Here is an 18,633-nt window from a genome sequence, read left to right on the forward strand (position 1 = left end):
TGATGAAACAGGGAAATAATTCAAAGCAATTGCTAGCTCAAAAGGCGTTAGAAAATCTCCGTATGCGGTTGCTGGATTTAACTGCGCGTAATCGTCTGATTAATTTCCGCCATACTAAGAGTGCTAGCCTGCGTATCATTGATGAATTGCCAAATCAGCTGGTAGAAGCGCTGCTGGCAGAGACTGAAATGCGCTTCGAGGCAATTCCCGAGCCTACCGAAGAAGAGCTCATTAGGTCAGGTTATCTCAAGTTCGATGAAGAAACTCAACAGTTGGTGAAGTTGCGAAATGACCCTACCGCAGAGGAATGGGCCAAACATTTGGGTTTTGCAACGAGTTTCGAGGTGCCAGAGGTTTCTGCAGATGATGACTCTAGCAAACATTCGGATACTGGAATTCAGACACTGTTGTACCCCTTCGAGATGGAGGCGACATTAAAGAATCTTTTACAAGCAGCGGAGTCTGCGATTCAAGAAATGGGGGCGAATATCCTCTATCTGGCCTTCGGCTTTTTGGAGTGGTACGAAGCTAATAATTCGGAAAGTGTGCGTGCCGCTCCGCTTTTTTTGGTTCCTGTGAGGCTCCATAAAGGTCGATTGAATCCGGTTACTCGTGCTTACGAGTACACGCTAAGTTATTCCGGTGAAGACATAATTCCCAATCTTTCTCTACGTGAAAAACTACGAGCTGATTTCGCTATGGCTCTGCCGGAGTTGGATGAAAATACAGTACCGGAGGATTACTTCAGCGAGGTCCGTGCGGTTATTAAGGATAAACAACCGCGCTGGCAGGTACGTCGTCAAATCACTTTGGCATTGCTCAATTTCAGCAAGTTGCTGATGTATCTCGATCTAGATCCAGCGCGCTGGCCAAAAGACGCCAATATTGTCGATCACCCAGTGGTTTCGCGTTTTCTATCAGGTTTTGGAGAGGAAACGAATGTTCCAGACCAGTCTGCAGGTGATCTTGGCTTTGGCGAAGAATACATCATCGATGATATGGATACGGTGCACGCCAACTATCCTTTGATCGATGATGCTGACAGTTCCCAGCATAGTGCTCTTATTGATGCTGTCGATGGTAAGAACTTGGTCATTGAGGGACCACCTGGAACGGGTAAATCGCAGACAATTACCAATCTGATTGCCGCAGCCATGGCGCAAAGAAAAAAAGTGCTGTTCGTTGCGGAAAAACTTGCTGCGCTTGAAGTGGTGCGTAGTCGGCTGGATAAGGCTGGGTTAGGTGAGTTCTGCCTAGAACTTCACAGCCATAAGTCGCAAAAGCTCAAAGTACTCGATGAAGTTAATGAGCGCTTAAAAAAACATGGGTGCTATCGAAAGCCTAAGGACATTGAGGTTGATATAGCGCGCTACGAAGAAATTAAGACGACGCTTAAAAACCACGCGGAAAAAATCAACCGGCCCTGGAAGAAGACGGGTAAAACGCGGCATGAAGTTTTCATGGCGGCAACGCGATATCGCAATTTGATTGGAATCAACCCCGAATCGCTTCATCCTGATGGTTATGACGGCAATAACTATGATTCAGCTGCGCAACGCCGTAATGAGGATCAGGTCGAGCTTTATCGCAAAGTCTACCAAGCTGTAGCAAGTCAGTTGGATGGCGATGCTGCGCTTCAGGATCACGCATGGTATGGAGTGCGTAATGGCGACTTGCAAATTTTCGACTTGGACAGAGTGAAGAAATCTCTGGCGGCATGGCAGGAGTCACTGCATCAATTGCGTTCGCAACGAGAGACTTTTGCCGATACCCTTGGTTGTGATGAGTCTACCGTGTCTGAAACGCTGACTGAAGCGCAAACTTTTCTCGAAGAATTGGAAAGTATCCCAAAATTGAACGGTGATGAAATTTTAGAGGCAATCCCCGTTCTTCGGGGTGATGTTTTGGAGAAGACACAACGCTATCTAAAGTTGTTTGAGGATATTCAAGAGCAGTACACTTTAATAGCTAAGAAAACGGGGTCAGAAATACTGCAGGATCTATCAATCGCGGATCAGCTGAGTTCCGGTAGTGAGCAGTTGAAAAAACTGGTTGGGGACGATGTCACACTCGGTGGTTTGGCTGAGGCGATTAGAAGTTTGAGCGGAATCAAGCATCAGTTGGATCAGCTTGATGAGCCATTTAAAGGTGTGGTATCTGCCTTGGGAGATGCTGGCTCCAGGCACTTTGCAGTCAGCGAGTCCGGCTTGATTGAGTTCAAAATGGTTATTGAACTGATCGTCAGCCTCAATCCCTCATATTGGAAGCACCGTGATGAGCTTTTTGATAACGAAGAGCTGGATGAATTACTGCCGCAGTTAAGGACCGAGCTTGAAGAGTTACGGGAGATTTATAACGCTGTTTATGGTGTGTTTTATTTGGAACGGATTCCGGACGAAAATGAAATCCGCCGATTAGCGAATGTGCTTGCTTCGGGTGGAGTGTTTCGTTGGTTCAGAAGTGGCTGGCGTGCTGCACGGAAACAGTTGCTGAGTTACGCGGCAAATGCCCAAGTAAAGTATACCCGCATGGTGCCATTACTTAGTGACTTGGAGGCTTTGGCTGGAAAACGTCGAAAGCTTGATTCCAATACGCGCTACAACGAGGCGCTTGGCGAGCACTTACAAGGGCTGGATACAGACCTTGATGCGTTGGAGGAACTAAGAGCTTGGTATAAACGCGTTCGCCAACAGTATGGTATCGGTTTTGGGCAGAAAGTGTCGCTAGGTAATGCTATCTTGGAGTTATCGCCAAACATTGCTAAAGCGGTGCGTTCGTTAACTGAGCGCGGCCTCAAAAATCAACTGAACGATTTGCTCGATGAATTGGGCAGATTGAAAAAGGTGTTTTCCCCCGTCGCAATGTTGCAGAACGAGCAAACGTTGCTAACCGGTGATGAGGGTGCGATTTCGTGGTTATTGGTTGCAGGAAATAAAGCAATCCAGGACTGTAGGCTCTTGGCTGGAGATGATTCACTCTCAATCTCAGGCCTAACAGATCTCATAGATCAGATTGGATTGTTAAAACGGCGTGTTGAAGCGTGGCAAAAAGCGGATTTTGACAAAAAACTATTCCGAGAGAGGCTTGGCCTAAAGGTAGGAATTGGTGCTGACAATACCATTGGCATCTACATGTTGCGCAATACGCTCCAACTCGCACAACGAATAGACGGACAGCTACGAAATCAAGCGCTAGTTAGCCACATCTATAGTAATCCTAATGACGCGACTTTCTCGTTCTTGGCTTCACAGGCAGAACAATTGCGTGCCATTCTCCTCTCAGAGCAAGCGTCTTTTGAGGACTTTGGTACCTTGGTTCAGCTGGATCGTGAAGATTGGCTTTTATATTCCGGTGATCATTTAGATGATTTAGTCGAACGAAATCAGTTGGCACTGGATAACAGCGAGATGCTGCAAAATTGGCTTGATTATGTAAGGGTTCGAGATCAGCTTGAAAAATTAGGGCTTGGTAAGCTCGCAGTTGCAGTAGAGAGCTTCGAGTTCGACATCGAAAAATTTGAAGATGCTTATCAAGCCGGCGTATTCGATATGTTAGCGCGAGAGATACTTCGCGAAGAATCTGATCTTGGCCGATTCTCTGGTCATTCTCAGGAGGCCTTACAGGAAAAGTTCAGAGAGTACGATAACAAGCTAAAGCAGCTTCAAGCTGAGCAGATCGCATGGAAGATCGATCAGGCCCAAATCCCCTCAGGAAATATGGCAGCTCGTGTAAGCGAACGTACGGAGAGGGTTCTTCTTGAACATGAATGCGGTAAGCAAACAAGGCATTTACCAATCAGGCAGTTGCTGCAAAGGGCGGGTGGAGCATTGGTGGCGTTGAAGCCATGCTTCATGATGGGGCCGATGTCTGTTGCTCAATACCTTGCGCCGGGGAAAATAGCTTTCGATCTTGTGGTTATGGATGAAGCTTCCCAGATTAAGCCGCAGGATGCACTTGGAGCCGTTGCGAGAGGAGGACAGCTGGTGGTAGTTGGCGATCCAAAACAGCTTCCTCCGACCAGCTTCTTTGATCGCATAATCGAAGACGACGAGGATGACCCAACCGGTATTGAAGAGTCGGAAAGCATTCTCGACGCAACGTTGCCGATGTTTCCCGCGCGTCGATTACGCTGGCATTATCGCTCACAGCATGAAAGCTTGATTGCGTTCTCTAATCACTCGTTCTACGAGAGCAATCTGATTCTCTTCCCCTCGCCGCATAAGCAGACTGAAAACTACGGAATTCAATATTTCCGTGTACCACGTGGTTGTTTCGTGAATCGGCGAAACATGGAAGAAGCAAAGGTCATTTCCGAGGCGGTAAGGGAGCATTTCAGACATCGCCCAGAAGAAACCCTGGGCGTCGTTGCTATGAGCGCCGAACAGCGTCTGCAGATAGAGCGTGCAATTGAGACATTGGCGAAAGACGATCCTGGATTCCTTGCATGTTTGGAGAAGGATGCAACTCGGCGCGAATCGCTGTTTATTAAGAATTTAGAAAATGTTCAGGGTGATGAACGTGACGTAATTTTCATTTCGATGACCTATGGTCCACAGGAACCGGGCGGCAATGTGTATCAGCGATTTGGTCCAATAAACTCTGACGTAGGTTGGCGACGCTTGAATGTACTGTTTACCCGCTCGAAGAAAAGGATGCATATCTTCAGTTCGATGGGCTCAGACGATATCGTGGTTGGAGCAAACAGTAAACGCGGAGTCAAGGCCTTACGTGACTTCCTAAGCTACTGCGAAACTGGCATTCTTCATAAAACTGAGAGAGATACAGGAAGAGAGCCCGATAGCGATTTTGAGATTGCCGTGATGACTGCGCTCAGTGAAGAAGGCTTTGAATGTGTTCCTCAGGTAGGGGTTGCGGGATTTTTCATTGATGTAGCGGTAATCGATCCAGGAAATCCAGGTCGTTACCTGATGGGCATTGAGTGTGATGGGGCTACTTATCACTCTGCTAAGTCGGCACGTGACAGAGATCGTTTACGCCAAACGATCTTGGAACGCCTAGGGTGGAGAATTCGGAGAATTTGGTCAACTGATTGGTTCAAAAACCCGCAAGGTGAGTTATCGCCTATTATTCGCCAGCTGCATGAATTGAAGTCGCCTGTTCTGCAGAGTGCATCGGAGTTTGAGTCTGAGGTTGACGAGATTGCACAGATTATCGATGAGGTCGATGCCAAAGAAGCCCAGGTTGATCAAATTGCTTTTGAGGAGATGAGTCTCAAAGACAAATTGATTCGGTTTGATCGCGAGGTGATTCGAAAAGAATTTCCGGAAATTCCTGAAAATAAACGTCTGTTGCGCCCAGCGATGCTCGAAGCACTGTTGGAATATACACCGACTAGCAAGGTGGAGTTTCTCGAGGCGGTCCCTTCTTATATCCGAAAGGCCACAGAACCAGCCGAGGGCAAATATCTGGAACAGATTTTCGACATCATAAATATGTCTTTGGAAAAATCGTGATTGATCAAAAAGAATACCTGGCAATGAGAAAGGCGGGTCAACAAGTCCGTCCGAGCTATTTTTTGGAGGGCTTAGAGGTTATTCATCAATAAGTTCGTATTATTTTGAGTGCTGAAACGAGAACTTCTCCTTGTGCTAGTTGTCAACCAAGTTGTAAACTGACAACTAAAGTGTAAACTTGGTTCGTCCGTGTACAACTATTACTATAATTTAGGAGAGATGCCATGAGCGAGAAGATGTCCAATGCGCCTGTCTATTATGCATTAGCTCAAGTGCAATTCAATCCTGTGGCCGCCATGGCAAAGTATGTCGACGAATTGCAGGATATTCTTCGTCGTGAAGGCTACACGCTTTATGAGCCTCAAGAAATCAGGCAACTTCAGTTTATTGCTGCAGCAGGAGAAGCTCCAGCAGAGCCAAAATTAACGCAGATAAATACTTGGTTAATCACTAAAGCCGATAGAAGCTCTGGATTCATTCTTGGGCCATCATCTTTGACATATCACACTACCCATTACGAAACGAGCGAAGAGTTTCTTCCCGAATTATTACATGGTTTAAAAGCTGTTCATAAGGTGGTTGGTCTTGATCACTTGAGCAGGTTGGGAGTACGTTATCTTGATGCAGTAATACCTACGGAAGGTGAGACAGTGGAACTATATTTAGCGAGCGGACTTCGCGGTGTGGAGTTCGGGGCGACCCAGCGATATGCGCTAAGTGAATCTGTTTTTGAAACAGAGAGCGGGCCACTGCTGTCTCAAGGCACTTTGGTAGCCAGAGTTCATCGTGCGACGTCTCAGTTAGGCTACCCACCTGATTTGATTCCGAACGGCTTAGTACCTATGACACGTTTTGAAAGCAAAAGAGTGGTATCACACGCAATAATAGATACAGACCATTTTGTCGAAGGCAGAATGCCGCTAGATTTTGAGCAAATTCACGCTCAATTTGTGAGCTTACATAAAATTATAAAACTCGCTTTCGAAGCCACGACTACTGATCACGCCAGAAAAGTTGTTTGGGCTTAATATTTTTTGGAGCTACCCATGTATACAACACAGACAGGGACACAACCACTCCAACCATCCAATCATACCAAGACCGCTTTTTTTGTCATAAGTACTCTTCTGGTTGGTACAGGTACCGCTTATTCGATGGATAGAACGGAAGAATGGCGTCACCACATTCAGCCTCGTGTGGCATTTGTTGTCGATAAGGTACCAGAGTCTACAGACCTTCCGGCGACGCCTGATGTCCGAACTGCAGTGGAACACATCGATAATATTCGTTCGGTACTTAATCCTTCCGTCGCAGACCTTGCTAACTTGTTCGACATATCTCGACAAGCTATTTATAAATGGCTTTCTGGAGACTCCATCCCAGAGCCAGAAAAACTAGATCGCATCGTAAAGCTGAGTCAAATCGCCGATGATTTCAATGCAGAAAAAATCTCGCGCGCGGGTTCTCTACTTAAGATGAAAACTTTTAATGGAAGATCATTAATGGATCTACTAAAAGCGGGGGAAGATTGCACTATGCAAGTTACTGCCCTGATTAAAGAGGCTAAGGCAATGGAAGTATCCTATCAGCGGTCTGGCTTAGCAAATTCGAAAGCCAAGCTGACTAGTGATTGGCAATCTTATCTATCTATTCCTGGTTCATCCGAGCAAGATAGCCAGGGATAAATAAGTGATAGGTCGCGATACGGAATGGAGGCAAGGCTGCGTATTGATCGACGAGGATGCATACGCACTGGGTTTGGTTGAGTCACAGGCATCGGACAAACGTATAGTGGTTATTTCACATGATTGTGATTTACCAAATAATGCAGAGCCCAAGGTTGAAGTTATAGTTGGAGCCGTTATCCAAAAAGCCGACCCTATGTTTGCCCGAGCCCGAAATCCCCGTTGTCTTCACCTCAGATTTTCGAAACAGACAGGCGAGGAAATTTGCGTCGAACTTCGCCACTCTAATCGTATTGATTTACCAAGGGCACAGTTTTCCGAATTAGGATGCCACGACAGAGACTTTATTCTGAACCCCGACGAAAAACGTGGGTTGAAACAATGGTTAGCGGCTCGATATGGGAGGCCGGCTTTTCCGAATGCATTTGAGAATCGATTGAGGAAGCTAGTCGGTAAAAAATCTGTTGAATATAACATTGCAAAGATCCTAGAGCCGGCGAGTACTCACTTGGTAGGGCTGTTCTTTGATTTGGGTGATGATCGAGTTAGTGAGTTATCTGAAGGTGAGCCCTATTTTTTATCAATTTCAGTAGTTTATGACGCTACAGAAGGTGGTCAAGTAGCTAGAGATTTCGCTGAAAAAGCAGCAATCGACTTAGAAGCTTCATTTTACCAAGCGTATGGAACTCCGGAAATCGCGAATGAGATTGCGTTGGAAAAATGTAATGCCGTAGCTGACACTTATTTGACTCTGGCGGACCTCCGTAAAGTTGACCAGTGGAGGCTTGAATACATTAGCCTCCGTGAAACTCCCGTAGGAGATTTCTTTGCTGTTGGAGAATCACCTTCTTAATTTTCACCGGATGCCTAATATTAGAAGACTGTGGCATATTAAGTTCTGAGTAGGTACTCTTTGGTTTTCACCGCCGCGAAATTTTTCATTATTAGTGGCACAAAATCCGGAATTTTTCATTAATTGTGTCAAAAGTGGCTGTCGTAAGTGACACAATTAATGAAAAATCGCTTTAAAACCAATGACTCTTTTTTCACTAATTGTGGCACCCAACAGGAGTATGCTGTCAGGCGTAGAATGACAGCTATTTCTTTATCAGGAGATGATATGAACTTTCATATTGAATATGAACAAGAGGCTGATGGTCGCTGGTTAGCAGAGGTTCCCGAAATTCCAGGAGTGCTTACTTACGGAGTAACAGCGAACGAGGCAATGGCTAGAGCCGAAATATTGGCTCTTCGCGTGCTTGCTGAGCGCATTGAAACAGGGGAAAGCCATCCTATACCCATCCACATTGAACTCGTTGCTGCATGAATCATTGGCCGTCGGTAAAAGCTAAACGTGTTCTTGCAGCACTAATTGCTGTCGGCTGGGAAATCAAGCGCCAATCTGGGTCACATCGTACTTTATCCCGCAATGGCTGGGCTGATTTCGTGTTCGCGTTCCACGATGGCGAAGAAATTGGCCCCCGTATGCTTGCTCGTATCGCTAAGCACACCGGGTTAAAACCAAACGACTTATGAGAATAGCCCGCGTATATGGGAAATGATTGTGTGAATGATTTAATGCTTGCCTCGGATTCCGCAAGCTTCATCCGGGCTACTCGCTGTATATCATCCGATCTTAGATGACATACAGATCCATTTAATTTTTGTTGGGCACTATGTGCGGATTCCAAAACATTTTGAACTATGGACGATAAGCTACTTAAAAAATACCTTGAATACGCCAGTACCGAAGAAGCCCTTGCAGTTCTCTTTGTAAAGAAACATCTCATTAAAGCAAAAGGGCATTGGGTAGATATTGTCGATTACGATCGCTATGAGATGTCCGACCCGGATGATTTACATTTCCGATTCGTAGAAGGCGGCTTGTATAAGCGAAAAATACAACCCCACTATCCATCGAAATCTGCATACACCATTAACGGCAAATTTGATGAACGCGGGTATTACTTGATGACACGAGCTGTAACGTGGGAAACCGCACATAGAGACATAGAGCAGCAGAAGTCAAAGAATGTGGTGGCGACGAGATTCATGATAACAGGCGTGAGCTACGATAAAAATCGAAACAACAAGAACTATTTTCGGGACGATGCGCCACCGGAGATAAAGGCTCTAGCAAAGAATCTTTACGACCGTACCAACCCACTGTGGAACAAGGCAATGCAATACGTCAATAAGCCGGAGTTTGTATATAAAATAAAACAGGTTCGCATCTTCAAGCATGGTGCCGAACAACCGCATTAACTCCGACCTTCGCCGCGATGCGGTTCAGTCTGGTTATGCAGAGCGTTAAGCCAACATACAACAACGTTTAGGAATAACTAAAAATAGCGGTACTCTCCGTCAATTCTCCTAATCCCATCTCCATGCCTCAAACCAAACCCATCCCTCAAGCCAAAGGCGATTTTCTGTTGGGCAATTTTCGCCAGCTCAAGGCGGATTCGTTTCGGGCGCTGTGCGATTGGCGGCGCGAGTACGGTGACTTAGTTGGATTCAAGATAGGCACTCAGCAATTCTATTTGTTCAGCCATCCGAAGTTAATAGAAGAAGCCCTGATCAAACAGGCGGATGTCTTTGTCAAAATGTACGATCCGCAAAAGCCCAGAGGGTTGGAATTGGTGTTGGGGCAAGGCTTGGTGACCAGCAAAGGCGAATTGTGGCAAAAGCAACGCCGGTTGATGCAGCCAGTATTTCAGCGCAAAAATTTGAGCGGCTTATTGCCTCAGTTTGCCGCGGCCGGCGAGGATATGTTGAAACGTTGGCGCCAACTCGGCGATGGTGCCGAGATTGATTTGTGCAACGAAATGATGCGTCTGACCTTGGAAGTCATCACGCAAACCATGTTCGGGACCAGCGTGCTCGACAAAGTCGAACAGATTGCGCCGGCCTTGGATACGGTGCTCAGATTTGCCGCCAAATCCTTGATGAGTCCGATCGCCATACCGTTGGCGATTCCGACGCCGTCCAATCTCAATTTCAAGCGTGCCATGGGCTTCTTGGACGACATCATCTACGGCATCATTCAAGAACGCCGCAAGAAACCGTCTGGCAACGCCGATTTGTTGGACATGCTGTTACAAGCGCGTGACCCGGATACCAACGCACCGATGCCAGACAAACAGATTCGCGACGAAGTGATCACGATTTTCAGCGCCGGCCATGAAACCACGTCCAATCTGCTGACCTGGACCATTTATTTGCTCGCAAAGCACCCCACGGTGTTAAGCACGCTGCGCCGGGAAATCGATCAATCAATAAACGGCAAGCCCTTGGAATTCGACGATTTGGCAAAACTTGGCTATACCAAAGCGGTTTTGAACGAATCCTTGCGATTCCGTCCACCGGTCGGCGTGATGATGCGCAAAATTCAGCGGGAAACCGAAGTCGATGGCTATCGCCTCAAAGCCGGCAGCTTGGCTATTTTCAATATTTACAACGTGCATCATCATCCCGATTTATGGCACGAACCGGAACGCTTCGATCCCGGTCGTTTTTTGAGCAGCGAAAGCCGCCGATTTTCCTTCATGCCGTTCGGGGCCGGCGAACGCATCTGCATCGGCAATCATTTTGCGATGCTGGAAAGCCAGCTACTATTGGCCATGATCATTCGGGAGTACGATTTTGAATTGCTGAATCCTGTTGAAGCCGAAGTCGAGATGGTGGTCAGTCTCCGCCCCAAAGGCGGTTTGCCGGTCAGGATAGGACGGCGCTCCGACGGTGAATGTTTTCAATAAGGCCGATCGGAACGAATGTTGTGTCCATGGCAGCGATGCTTGGTCACGACTGGGTGCCTACGATTATGGCTGACAGGATAAACATTTTCAGCAAGTCAGCCACGCAATGCGTAACTATGTGACTTCGGAAAACTTGTAGGATTTGTTGAGCAACGCGAAGCGCATGAATCGCGAGCGGATGCGCTTCCTTGCGTCAGCACTTCCTACGTCCCTGGAACCGAAATCAAATATCAATTGGCTCTGTGACGTTTTGGGAATTTAAGCGAATATTCGAGGTAAAGACCATGGCACCTATTACCCAGCTATCACAATTGGACTTGAACCAAACCTACAGCTATGCCGATTATCTGACGTGGCAGTTCAGCGATATGGTGGAACTCATCAAGGGTAAAATCTCTTTGATGACGCCAGCGCCGAATGTCCAGCATCAAGGTGTTTCGATGAATATCAGCCGCGCATTGTCCAATTACTTTCATCAAAAAAAATGTCGCGTATATGCCGCACCGTTCGATGTGCGGCTATATGACCGCAAAAAATCCATCTTGGCCAGCCAGGAGATCCAAACCGTGGTACAGCCCGATCTCTGCGTGATTTGCAATCTGGAATTGTTGGATAAGCAGGGCTGTAACGGCGCGCCGGACTGGATTATCGAAATCGTATCCAAAGGTACCCGGCAGAACGATGTAAAAATCAAATATCAGCTTTATCAAGAAAGTGGTGTGGCCGAGTATTGGCTGGTTTTTCCGCATGAACAAACGGTGCATCAATTTATATTGGATGAAAATGGCCGTTATCAATTAAAAGCCATGTTTGTCGATCAAGCATCATCACATTTATTTCCCGATTTATTGATCGATTTAAACGAGGTATTTGAATCGGCCGATGATGATTAACGCGATGAACAAATTCGTAGGTTGGGCCGCGCGTTGCTTGGCCCAACCTACTGTCGCCAAGATGGGTGAATCAATCGGGTACGCACCGCGTACCATTTTGTCTAAGGATTCGGTGACAAATAAGTTCCGTGTTTTCGATGGTAGCTGCGAATTCATCCGCCCAAGGCGATTAAAATCGCCCCACACAGCTTTCATTTTCGTAAAGTTATTTTGGCTGGAATCCTGAAATGGCGGCAATCATTTTGCGATGCTGGAAAGCCCGCTGTTACAGGCCATGATCATTCGGGAGTATGACTTCGAATTGCTGAATCTTGCCGAAACCAAAGTCGAGACGGTGGTCAGCCTCTGGCCCAAAGGCGATTTCATGGAATTGCGGGATTATGGCTTGGATGCAAGCCAATTTGAGGGTTACAGATGTTAAACTTGGCAAACGCGAATTCATTGGTAATCTTCTGTTATTTATTGCCTTGGAGAAACTGAAATGCGCTTTGTCAATTTTGCGGTCAAAAAACAAGGACTGGCAGCGATGGTCTTTTGCGGCTCGTTGTTGCTAGCTCAAGCGGTGGTGGCGGAAACCAATAACGATCATCACCCCGAACAAGCCAAGAGGGAATGGAGCGGGGTTTATTACGGCATGTTGCCTTGCAAGGATTGTTATGGCATCAAAACCACACTGGCCTTGAATGCCAATAATAGCTATCTCAAAATCACCCAAAATACCGGAAAATCGTTGCGCGATTATGTCGAGAAAGGCAAGTTCAATTGGGACGATAACACCCACCGCATAACCTTGATCCCGCGCAAGGGCGATAGCGCCCAGCAATATCTGGTCGCGAAAGACCAATTGATTCAGCTGGACGCGAATGGCAACCGTATCACTGGCAAGGATGCGGAACGCTACATCCTCAACAGAACCGATATGAAAAACCCCGAAGAAACGCATGGCGGCCATTGATACCATCTGGCCGCCAATTGAAATCCAGGTTCCACGGATGGACGAAATGCGGCGTATTTGAGGGCGCATAGGAGCATGCCTTGCTCCCCCTGGCCCGCTAAAACAACCCGACTCTTGCCGAAGCAAAATAACCTTACAATAGCCTCGGCGTTTAACAACATCATCACTAACCGGTTTTATGGGATTTGAGCAACTTGCACCGTTGAAAGAGGCATTGGTAAAACAAGCCGCGGATAAAAAAAAGAAAGCCGATGCGAAAAAATCGGCGTCGACTGGTCCGGTCGACCCGGTTTTGCGGACGATAGGACTTTTACAAAAGCATTTTCCGCTGGCCTTTCCGAAAAAGCCCAGCCCCAAGGTGCCATTGAAAATAGGTATTCACAAGGATTTGCTCGAACAAGCGGAGCAACTTGGAATTACCCCAAACGAAATCCGCGCGGTAATGAAAAAATGGTGCAGGGGCAAACGCTATGCCGAGTGCCTGGTCGCCGGCGCCGTCAGAGTCGATTTGCAGGGCAACGAAGCCGGGCATGTCAGCAAGGAAGAGGCCTCGCAAGCCGACAAACCCCATGCCCCCATTCAATCAGCCGAAACGGCGTGACTGATGTAGTTCAAACGCTATAAACCCAAACAACCTTGGTTGACGCGCGTTCCGGAATCATCTTATCCAATAATGCAACCTGGATTAGCGCAGCGTAACCCAACGAAAAGCCATGCAATTATTCAGGTGGGGGAGCTAATGATTTTGCTTGGATGCGCTTTTAACACTGAGTTTTAGATCACTAGTCCCCCGTGACGATTAGATTACCGGGGGAAATCCTTTCGTCAAACCGAAACCCGGCTGGGCAAGCGAATTTCACTTTGGCTACGAATAACTTCCCTTCTGGAGGTCGAAAAAGCCCCCTTGCGGGAGAAGGCGAGGGTGAGGGGAATGAATAATGTAAGCAACTGATTTATATCCCCTCATCTTAACCTTCTCCCGGCGGGACAAGGAATCGTGAGAAGTGGCATCGAAGCTTTGCAGTCGCGGCTGGCTATCTCAATGCTTTGGCTGCGGATCGATCTGGTAAACGGACAAAAAACCGCCCCAATGGCTTTGGTAAACCAGGCTGACGCCGTCCGGCAATTGTTTCAGGGAATCGACAAAAGGCAGCAGCCGCACCAGCAGCGTGTTTTTGGTTTTTGCATCGGCCGTGGACCAAACCCGGTAATAACCGCCTTCCTTTTGCGCCAGATAATTGCCGTCGCCGGTTTCGCCGGCCCAGCGCTTGACCTGGGCGATGTCTCCGTGCAAATCATTGCCGGCCGGAATATTTTTGGACTGCAGCAGCAATGGCTCGCCGCCGTAAGCCTGGAGCTCGGCCAGATGCAACAGCATGTCGTTGTTGACCAGCAAAAAGACGGGGCGCGAGGAGCCGAAATGCGTGGCGATTTCGGTCAGGGCGGTTTTGCTGTCCATCGTCAGCCAGCGCGCCATTTGCACCGTTTGCGCCGCTTCCTGATCCGAAGCCATGGGCAGCTCGCTTTGCAAGGCCTTCCATACCGGATTGGCGAAGCTGTGCGCGGCGGGCTTTTGCAGCCAAGCCGCCTTGCCGCTCAGGTAACGAATGCGCTGGCCATCGTCCCACCAACTCAAAAATAGCGCATCTTCCGGCGCCTTGCGGGCGATGACATCCGCTGCGGAGCGCCAAATATCGTGGCGCAAGCCGGTCGGACTGGACGCAATACCCTCCGCATCCTTGGCAAACAGCACGGCGGTTTGCGGCGCACCTGCGTTGTCCTGATAGCGGGCCAACAGCAGATCGAATAAATCCTTGCCGTCCTGACTGAAGGTGTAGCGTTCAACCGAGCGCGCGGGGAAAAAACCAGCCGCATCGGTCGGCGCCGCTGGCGCATGGCGGACGGCGAGTTGCCCGCCGCCATCGGCCTGCGCCACGGGCGCCTGTGTCCATTGCCGGTACAGCAGCGCGCCGCCGGTTGCCAGCAGCGCGATACTTAACAAGCCCAGCAGTCTCTTCCTGGCTTTTTCAGACATCAATTGGCTTGATCTCCTTGGTCGCTGGCTTCGGCCTTCTTGGCACCAAAGGGTCCAAACATTTTATAGGCCGCGGCCAGTCCCAGTGCGATCAAAAACCAGCCGAGTAAACCCAGGCCGCCGCCTTCCTCCTGCTTGGAATTTTTGGCAGGCGCAGCTGCCGACTTGCCGCCGGCTGATTTAGTGCCAGCTTGTTCACGCAGACGGGTATTTTCGTCCATGATTTCGGCATAGTCTTTCATCAGATTCGACCAGCCTTCGGTATAGGTAAAGCCGCCCGGATTGGCGTGGAAAATGCCTTTGTAGTGCTTGATCACGTCATGCTCCCACATGTCGGCATGGATGCGCTCGATACGGCTCGGGTTGTTGCCTTTTGCCCAGAACAACTGGAAGAATCCGGCCGGGGCATCTTTTTCCGGCGCAGGGGGCGCGGGGCGGTTGGTTTTCTGGCCGACCAGCAAGCCGTCGTCATACAGTTTGGCAACGACTTTCTTGGCTTCCTGCTCGACGTTCAGGCCCTGAATCGTGCCTTTGTCGGCCGCGTCCAGATAAGCCTTGGCGAAACTGGCCGAATGGCACAAGCCGCAGGTGTCGACCCAGGCTTTTTTACGATCCTCGAACCAGGGGTGGCTGAGGTTGTCGGCGATGGCCGGCGTCGGGTTGAAGGCCCAGCGCACCTTGCGCACCAGATTGTGGGAATATTCGCCGTTGAATTCGAAGTGGCAGACCTGGCAGGTCGGCGCCGTATAGCCGCCCTTGGTAATCGCGTCTTTCAGCGGGGCTTCGAAATTCCATTTGGCTTTGCCTTGGGTTTGATAGACGGTGCCGTGCTTGGACATCATGAAGTTTTCAAACTCGTTGTGGTCCACGCCGTTGTGGCAGGTGGCGCAGGCTTCCGGCTGCCGGGCTTCGGCGACAGAGAAGCTGTGGCGGGTATGGCAGCCGTCGCATTTGTTTTGCTGGTAATGGCACATGTCGCAGCCTTGTGCGACTTCCCGTTCGGGCATGGCGGCCCAGATGGTGTTCTCGACGTTGGCTTCCCAATCGACCGCGTGGGAAGGATGGCCCTTACCCCATTGTTTTTGCGGCCATTCCTGGTTTTTTTCCGCTTCGGCCTCGGCGAATTCATTCAAGTGGCAGGAGCCGCAGGCTGCGCGATCCGGCATCACCAGATTCTCGGCGTGGTTGATTTTTTCCTTGCCGACGCCGCCATGGCAATCGATACAGCCGACCTGATCGAGCGGTTGGCCGGCTTTCAGCAGGCCTTGTTTGACCAGGTTTGCTTCCACGTCGGCCAATTTTTGTTTTTTGTAGGCGCGTACATCGCTGTCGGGCAAGTTACGAATCTTGGCGAGATTACTGTGAGGGCTGTTTTTCCAGGCATGAAATGCGCCAGGGGTGGCGGCTTCGTGGCAAGCGACGCAATCGTCGCGGCCGAATTCACCCTGAATGGTTTTGGGTGGCTTGTAAAAGTCCTTGGGGTTCCAGTACTTCTGGATCGGAATTGGTTCCCAATAGGCGGCGTGCGAGCCCTTGCCGGGGTGCGTCTGATAATAATCCTTCTTCAGTTGGGCAAAGTCGGGCTCGTCCGTACCGGCAAGCCCGATGCCGCTGAAAGTTATAAGGCTGAATAGCATCATCATCAGCGCAAGTATTTTTGTTTTCATAACGCCCCCCTCGACTGGCATGTTTGGATACGTCGAATTGATTCGAATCGAAACTAAAGTCTAGTGCAATCTGCGGTAGATTAAAACCATTTTTACAAGATAACCTGAGCGTGGCCGGAGGCAATTGCCGATGCCGTTGACATAAGTCGGTATACGAGCAGGGATTTATCGCTATCAAAATTACAAGGCTGCTAGCCTCGGCTAGCATCCGCGGCTTCTGGATTCCAGTATTCCCTGCCGGTATGACGCGCTTTGCGCATAAGGCTATGGTTTGGGCGAAGCGGAATGGCCGAATGGGCTTTCCTCGTTTGCCGGCCGTATGCTACCTTGTTTCATTTGAAAGCCGGAACCGACATGAAATTCACTACTCGCATTCCTTTCGCCCTTGCGTTGCTTGCAACCAGTCTTTCATTCCAGCCTGCCCATGCCGCACCCACTCCGGCAGGAGAAAACAAGCTGCGCATTCATACCAGCTTGCCCAAAAAGACGGGCGAATCCTTGTTTTCATATACCGCCGAATGGCGGCAAGATGGTGGTCAGCACTACCATGCAACCGGCATGAGTTTTCTGGATGCCAATAAGCTCGATGAATCGGCTTCTGCGGCTCGCGTCGCCAAAAAGCTGGCGACGTCGATGAAGGACAGCATGATCCAACTGGACCCCAATTGGCGCGGCCTGAGCTTTGATCAGCCAGAAGAGCAAGCGGAATTGGTCCTGAGCAACAAAGCCGGATATGCGCTGACTTCGCTGGTGGTCAGAGATTACACCAACCAGGCCCTAGCTTTCGATCTTGCCGGCAAAAGCTTCAATAGCGAAGGCGTGCAATTGGCATTTGATCTGGTATTGGCGGCCGATGTGGAATACCTGGATAAATTTTCCGCGCAAAAACCCAAAACCGCCTCGCAAGGCGAGATCGAAATCAGAATAGACGAGCAAAAGCCGATTCAAATCAAAACAGACGGCAAAACCACGCGTGAACTGGAGGCGGAAATTGCCCGGCAATTGAATCTGTCCCGATTGAGTGAAACCAGCTTGGTCACCAGCCAGGCGAACAAGGATACCCGTAACATCAAGCCCTTCGATGGTTCGGAGATTCAATTTTCTAATCTGGCCGCCAAATCCGTTGCCATCGACATCACGGACCCGAGCGTGGGTGTGTTGGTCAAGTTTAAGTTCAAGGATGAAAACCCAGGCCTGGAAGCCGAACCTCGTTCGATGTTGGGCATATTGGGACTGGTTGGCTTGGTAGCCGCCGTATATTTCTGGCGCAGAAAAATCCAAAAACCGGTCGCTTGAGTCGTATGTCAATTGCAGTTCTTTACATATAAACCATGCCTTGAACCAATCTTACCAACCATGTTCGAATTGTACTTAGATAGCGCCAATATAGAAGAAATCAAAGTTTTAGCAGGGATGATGCCGCTGGCCGGCGTCACCACCAATCCCTCCATCATGGCCGCGGGCGGCGTGGGCTTGACGCAATTGCTGCCGGAACTGGCCGAAGCCATTGGCCCGACGAGCCGATTTCATGTGCAGGTCATTGGTGACACGGTGGAGGACATCGTTGCGGAAGCCAAACGGCTACACGATTTGCCCTTCGACATCGTGGTGAAAATTCCGGCGCATGGCGCCGGACTGGCGGCCATCAAGCAGATCAAGCGCCACGATATTCCGGTGCTGGCGACAGCGATCTACAACGTGCAGCAAGGTTGGCTGGCGGCTTTGAACGGCGCCGATTATCTGGCGCCTTATCTGAATCGCATCGATAACCAGGGTTTTGATGGTATTGGTGTGGTCGCCGATCTGCAGAGCTTGATCGACCGGTATCAAATGCCCACCAAACTCCTGGTGGCGAGCTTCAAAAACGTACAACAGGTGCTGCAGGTGTTGAAACTGGGCGTGGCGTCGGTGACGCTACCGTTGGACATTGCTCGGCAAATGCTGACCAATCCGGCTACCGATGCCGCGGTTAGCCAATTTCAGCAGGACTGGCTGGCGGTATTTGCAGAGCGTTTGTCGTTTGACAGCTAATGTTTGAGCCGGCGGTGGGATCGTGGTTTTTCGGATTGGTTTCGACATGCGATTTAATCTATAGTTAAGCCGATGCCGCGCATACTTGAGCTCAAGCATCATGTTCGTTTCAGTGAAAGCCTTGGTTTAGCGGGAGTT

General features: G+C 49.2%; 16 protein-coding genes. 14 read left to right on the top strand and 2 right to left on the bottom strand.

Annotation, left to right across the window (positions count from 1 at the left end; all coding sequences use genetic code 11):
• The first annotated feature begins 2 nt into the window (after positions 1-2).
• The 12 genes from hhe (at position 3) to NM686_RS00180 (ending at position 13,363) form a co-directional block, all read left to right on the top strand.
• Complete coding sequence (hhe, locus tag NM686_RS00125; RefSeq protein ID WP_255189915.1) at positions 3-5,474, top strand: DUF4011 domain-containing anti-phage protein Hhe; 5,472 nt, start codon at positions 3-5, stop codon at positions 5,472-5,474.
• Between the two features lie 224 nt (positions 5,475-5,698).
• Complete coding sequence (locus NM686_RS00130) at positions 5,699-6,502, top strand: TIGR04255 family protein (protein ID WP_255189916.1); 804 nt, start codon at positions 5,699-5,701, stop codon at positions 6,500-6,502.
• An 18-nt stretch (positions 6,503-6,520) separates the two neighbouring features.
• On the top strand, positions 6,521-7,159 hold the full coding sequence (locus tag NM686_RS00135) for a helix-turn-helix domain-containing protein (protein WP_255189917.1): 639 nt from the start codon (positions 6,521-6,523) through the stop codon (positions 7,157-7,159).
• A gap of 4 nt (positions 7,160-7,163) precedes the next feature.
• A complete protein-coding gene (locus NM686_RS00140) occupies positions 7,164-8,012 on the top strand; it encodes a hypothetical protein (RefSeq protein WP_269022107.1) in 849 nt (282 codons plus the stop codon).
• A 159-nt stretch (positions 8,013-8,171) separates the two neighbouring features.
• The gene (locus NM686_RS00145) at positions 8,172-8,486 is read left to right on the top strand and encodes a type II toxin-antitoxin system HicB family antitoxin (protein WP_269022109.1); all 315 of its coding nucleotides are present in this window, start codon (positions 8,172-8,174) and stop codon (positions 8,484-8,486) included.
• Complete coding sequence (locus tag NM686_RS00150; protein ID WP_255189920.1) at positions 8,483-8,695, top strand: type II toxin-antitoxin system HicA family toxin; 213 nt, start codon at positions 8,483-8,485, stop codon at positions 8,693-8,695. Before NM686_RS00145 ends, NM686_RS00150 begins: the two co-directional genes overlap by 4 nt.
• Positions 8,696-8,863: 168 nt before the next feature.
• Positions 8,864-9,424 (top strand): hypothetical protein, encoded by a 561-nt coding sequence (locus NM686_RS00155; RefSeq protein WP_255189921.1) that lies wholly within the window; start codon positions 8,864-8,866, stop codon positions 9,422-9,424.
• A 122-nt stretch (positions 9,425-9,546) separates the two neighbouring features.
• Positions 9,547-10,914: a cytochrome P450 gene (locus tag NM686_RS00160; protein ID WP_255189922.1), complete on the top strand. Its 1,368-nt coding sequence runs from the start codon at positions 9,547-9,549 to the stop codon at positions 10,912-10,914.
• A gap of 284 nt (positions 10,915-11,198) precedes the next feature.
• Positions 11,199-11,807, top strand: a complete 609-nt coding sequence (locus tag NM686_RS00165; protein ID WP_255189923.1) for a Uma2 family endonuclease — start codon at positions 11,199-11,201, stop codon at positions 11,805-11,807.
• 247 nt (positions 11,808-12,054) lie between these two features.
• The gene (locus NM686_RS00170; protein ID WP_255189924.1) at positions 12,055-12,228 is read left to right on the top strand and encodes a hypothetical protein; all 174 of its coding nucleotides are present in this window, start codon (positions 12,055-12,057) and stop codon (positions 12,226-12,228) included.
• A gap of 60 nt (positions 12,229-12,288) precedes the next feature.
• Positions 12,289-12,762 carry a copper resistance protein NlpE gene (locus NM686_RS00175; RefSeq protein ID WP_255189925.1) on the top strand — a complete coding sequence of 158 codons (474 nt, stop codon included), beginning with the start codon at positions 12,289-12,291 and terminating at the stop codon, positions 12,760-12,762.
• A 178-nt stretch (positions 12,763-12,940) separates the two neighbouring features.
• Positions 12,941-13,363, top strand: coding sequence for a ProQ/FinO family protein (locus tag NM686_RS00180; RefSeq protein ID WP_255189926.1), 423 nt, complete (start codon positions 12,941-12,943; stop codon positions 13,361-13,363).
• A 438-nt stretch (positions 13,364-13,801) separates the two neighbouring features.
• Here NM686_RS00180 and haoB read toward each other — a convergent pair whose 3' ends face one another.
• Together haoB and NM686_RS00190 are read right to left on the bottom strand one after the other, a co-directional pair.
• Positions 13,802-14,797 (bottom strand): hydroxylamine oxidation protein HaoB, encoded by a 996-nt coding sequence (haoB, locus tag NM686_RS00185; RefSeq protein ID WP_255189927.1) that lies wholly within the window; start codon positions 14,795-14,797, stop codon positions 13,802-13,804.
• Positions 14,797-16,464, bottom strand: coding sequence for a multiheme c-type cytochrome (locus NM686_RS00190; RefSeq protein WP_255189928.1), 1,668 nt, complete (start codon positions 16,462-16,464; stop codon positions 14,797-14,799). The genes haoB and NM686_RS00190 overlap by 1 nt, the downstream gene beginning before the upstream one ends.
• Before the next feature lie 354 nt (positions 16,465-16,818).
• On the opposite strand from NM686_RS00190, the gene NM686_RS00195 reads away from it, so the two are divergent.
• Positions 16,819-17,760: a hypothetical protein gene (locus tag NM686_RS00195; protein ID WP_255189929.1), complete on the top strand. Its 942-nt coding sequence runs from the start codon at positions 16,819-16,821 to the stop codon at positions 17,758-17,760.
• Positions 17,761-17,820: 60 nt separating this feature from the next.
• Complete coding sequence (locus tag NM686_RS00200) at positions 17,821-18,495, top strand: transaldolase family protein (protein ID WP_255189930.1); 675 nt, start codon at positions 17,821-17,823, stop codon at positions 18,493-18,495.
• The last annotated feature ends 138 nt before the right edge of the window (positions 18,496-18,633 follow it).

It is taken from the genome of Methylomonas rapida (genome assembly GCF_024360925.2).
GTDB lineage: Bacteria > Pseudomonadota > Gammaproteobacteria > Methylococcales > Methylomonadaceae > Methylomonas > Methylomonas rapida.

Bases quoted from the DNA above. Each gene is read 5' to 3' on its own strand.
- NM686_RS00190 (WP_255189928.1), bottom strand. From the start codon at position 16,464: ATGAAAACAAAAATACTTGCGCTGATGATGATGCTATTCAGCCTTATA.
- NM686_RS00160 (WP_255189922.1), top strand. From the start codon at position 9,547: ATGCCTCAAACCAAACCCATCCCTCAAGCCAAAGGCGATTTTCTGTTG.
- hhe (WP_255189915.1), top strand. From the start codon at position 3: ATGAAACAGGGAAATAATTCAAAGCAATTGCTAGCTCAAAAGGCGTTA.
- NM686_RS00155 (WP_255189921.1), top strand. From the start codon at position 8,864: ATGGACGATAAGCTACTTAAAAAATACCTTGAATACGCCAGTACCGAA.
- NM686_RS00145 (WP_269022109.1), top strand. From the start codon at position 8,172: ATGAAAAATCGCTTTAAAACCAATGACTCTTTTTTCACTAATTGTGGC.
- NM686_RS00200 (WP_255189930.1), top strand. From the start codon at position 17,821: ATGTTCGAATTGTACTTAGATAGCGCCAATATAGAAGAAATCAAAGTT.
- NM686_RS00165 (WP_255189923.1), top strand. From the start codon at position 11,199: ATGGCACCTATTACCCAGCTATCACAATTGGACTTGAACCAAACCTAC.
- NM686_RS00150 (WP_255189920.1), top strand. From the start codon at position 8,483: ATGAATCATTGGCCGTCGGTAAAAGCTAAACGTGTTCTTGCAGCACTA.
- NM686_RS00130 (WP_255189916.1), top strand. From the start codon at position 5,699: ATGAGCGAGAAGATGTCCAATGCGCCTGTCTATTATGCATTAGCTCAA.
- haoB (WP_255189927.1), bottom strand. From the start codon at position 14,797: ATGTCTGAAAAAGCCAGGAAGAGACTGCTGGGCTTGTTAAGTATCGCG.
- NM686_RS00195 (WP_255189929.1), top strand. From the start codon at position 16,819: ATGAAATTCACTACTCGCATTCCTTTCGCCCTTGCGTTGCTTGCAACC.
- NM686_RS00170 (WP_255189924.1), top strand. From the start codon at position 12,055: ATGCTGGAAAGCCCGCTGTTACAGGCCATGATCATTCGGGAGTATGAC.
- NM686_RS00180 (WP_255189926.1), top strand. From the start codon at position 12,941: ATGGGATTTGAGCAACTTGCACCGTTGAAAGAGGCATTGGTAAAACAA.
- NM686_RS00175 (WP_255189925.1), top strand. From the start codon at position 12,289: ATGCGCTTTGTCAATTTTGCGGTCAAAAAACAAGGACTGGCAGCGATG.
- NM686_RS00135 (WP_255189917.1), top strand. From the start codon at position 6,521: ATGTATACAACACAGACAGGGACACAACCACTCCAACCATCCAATCAT.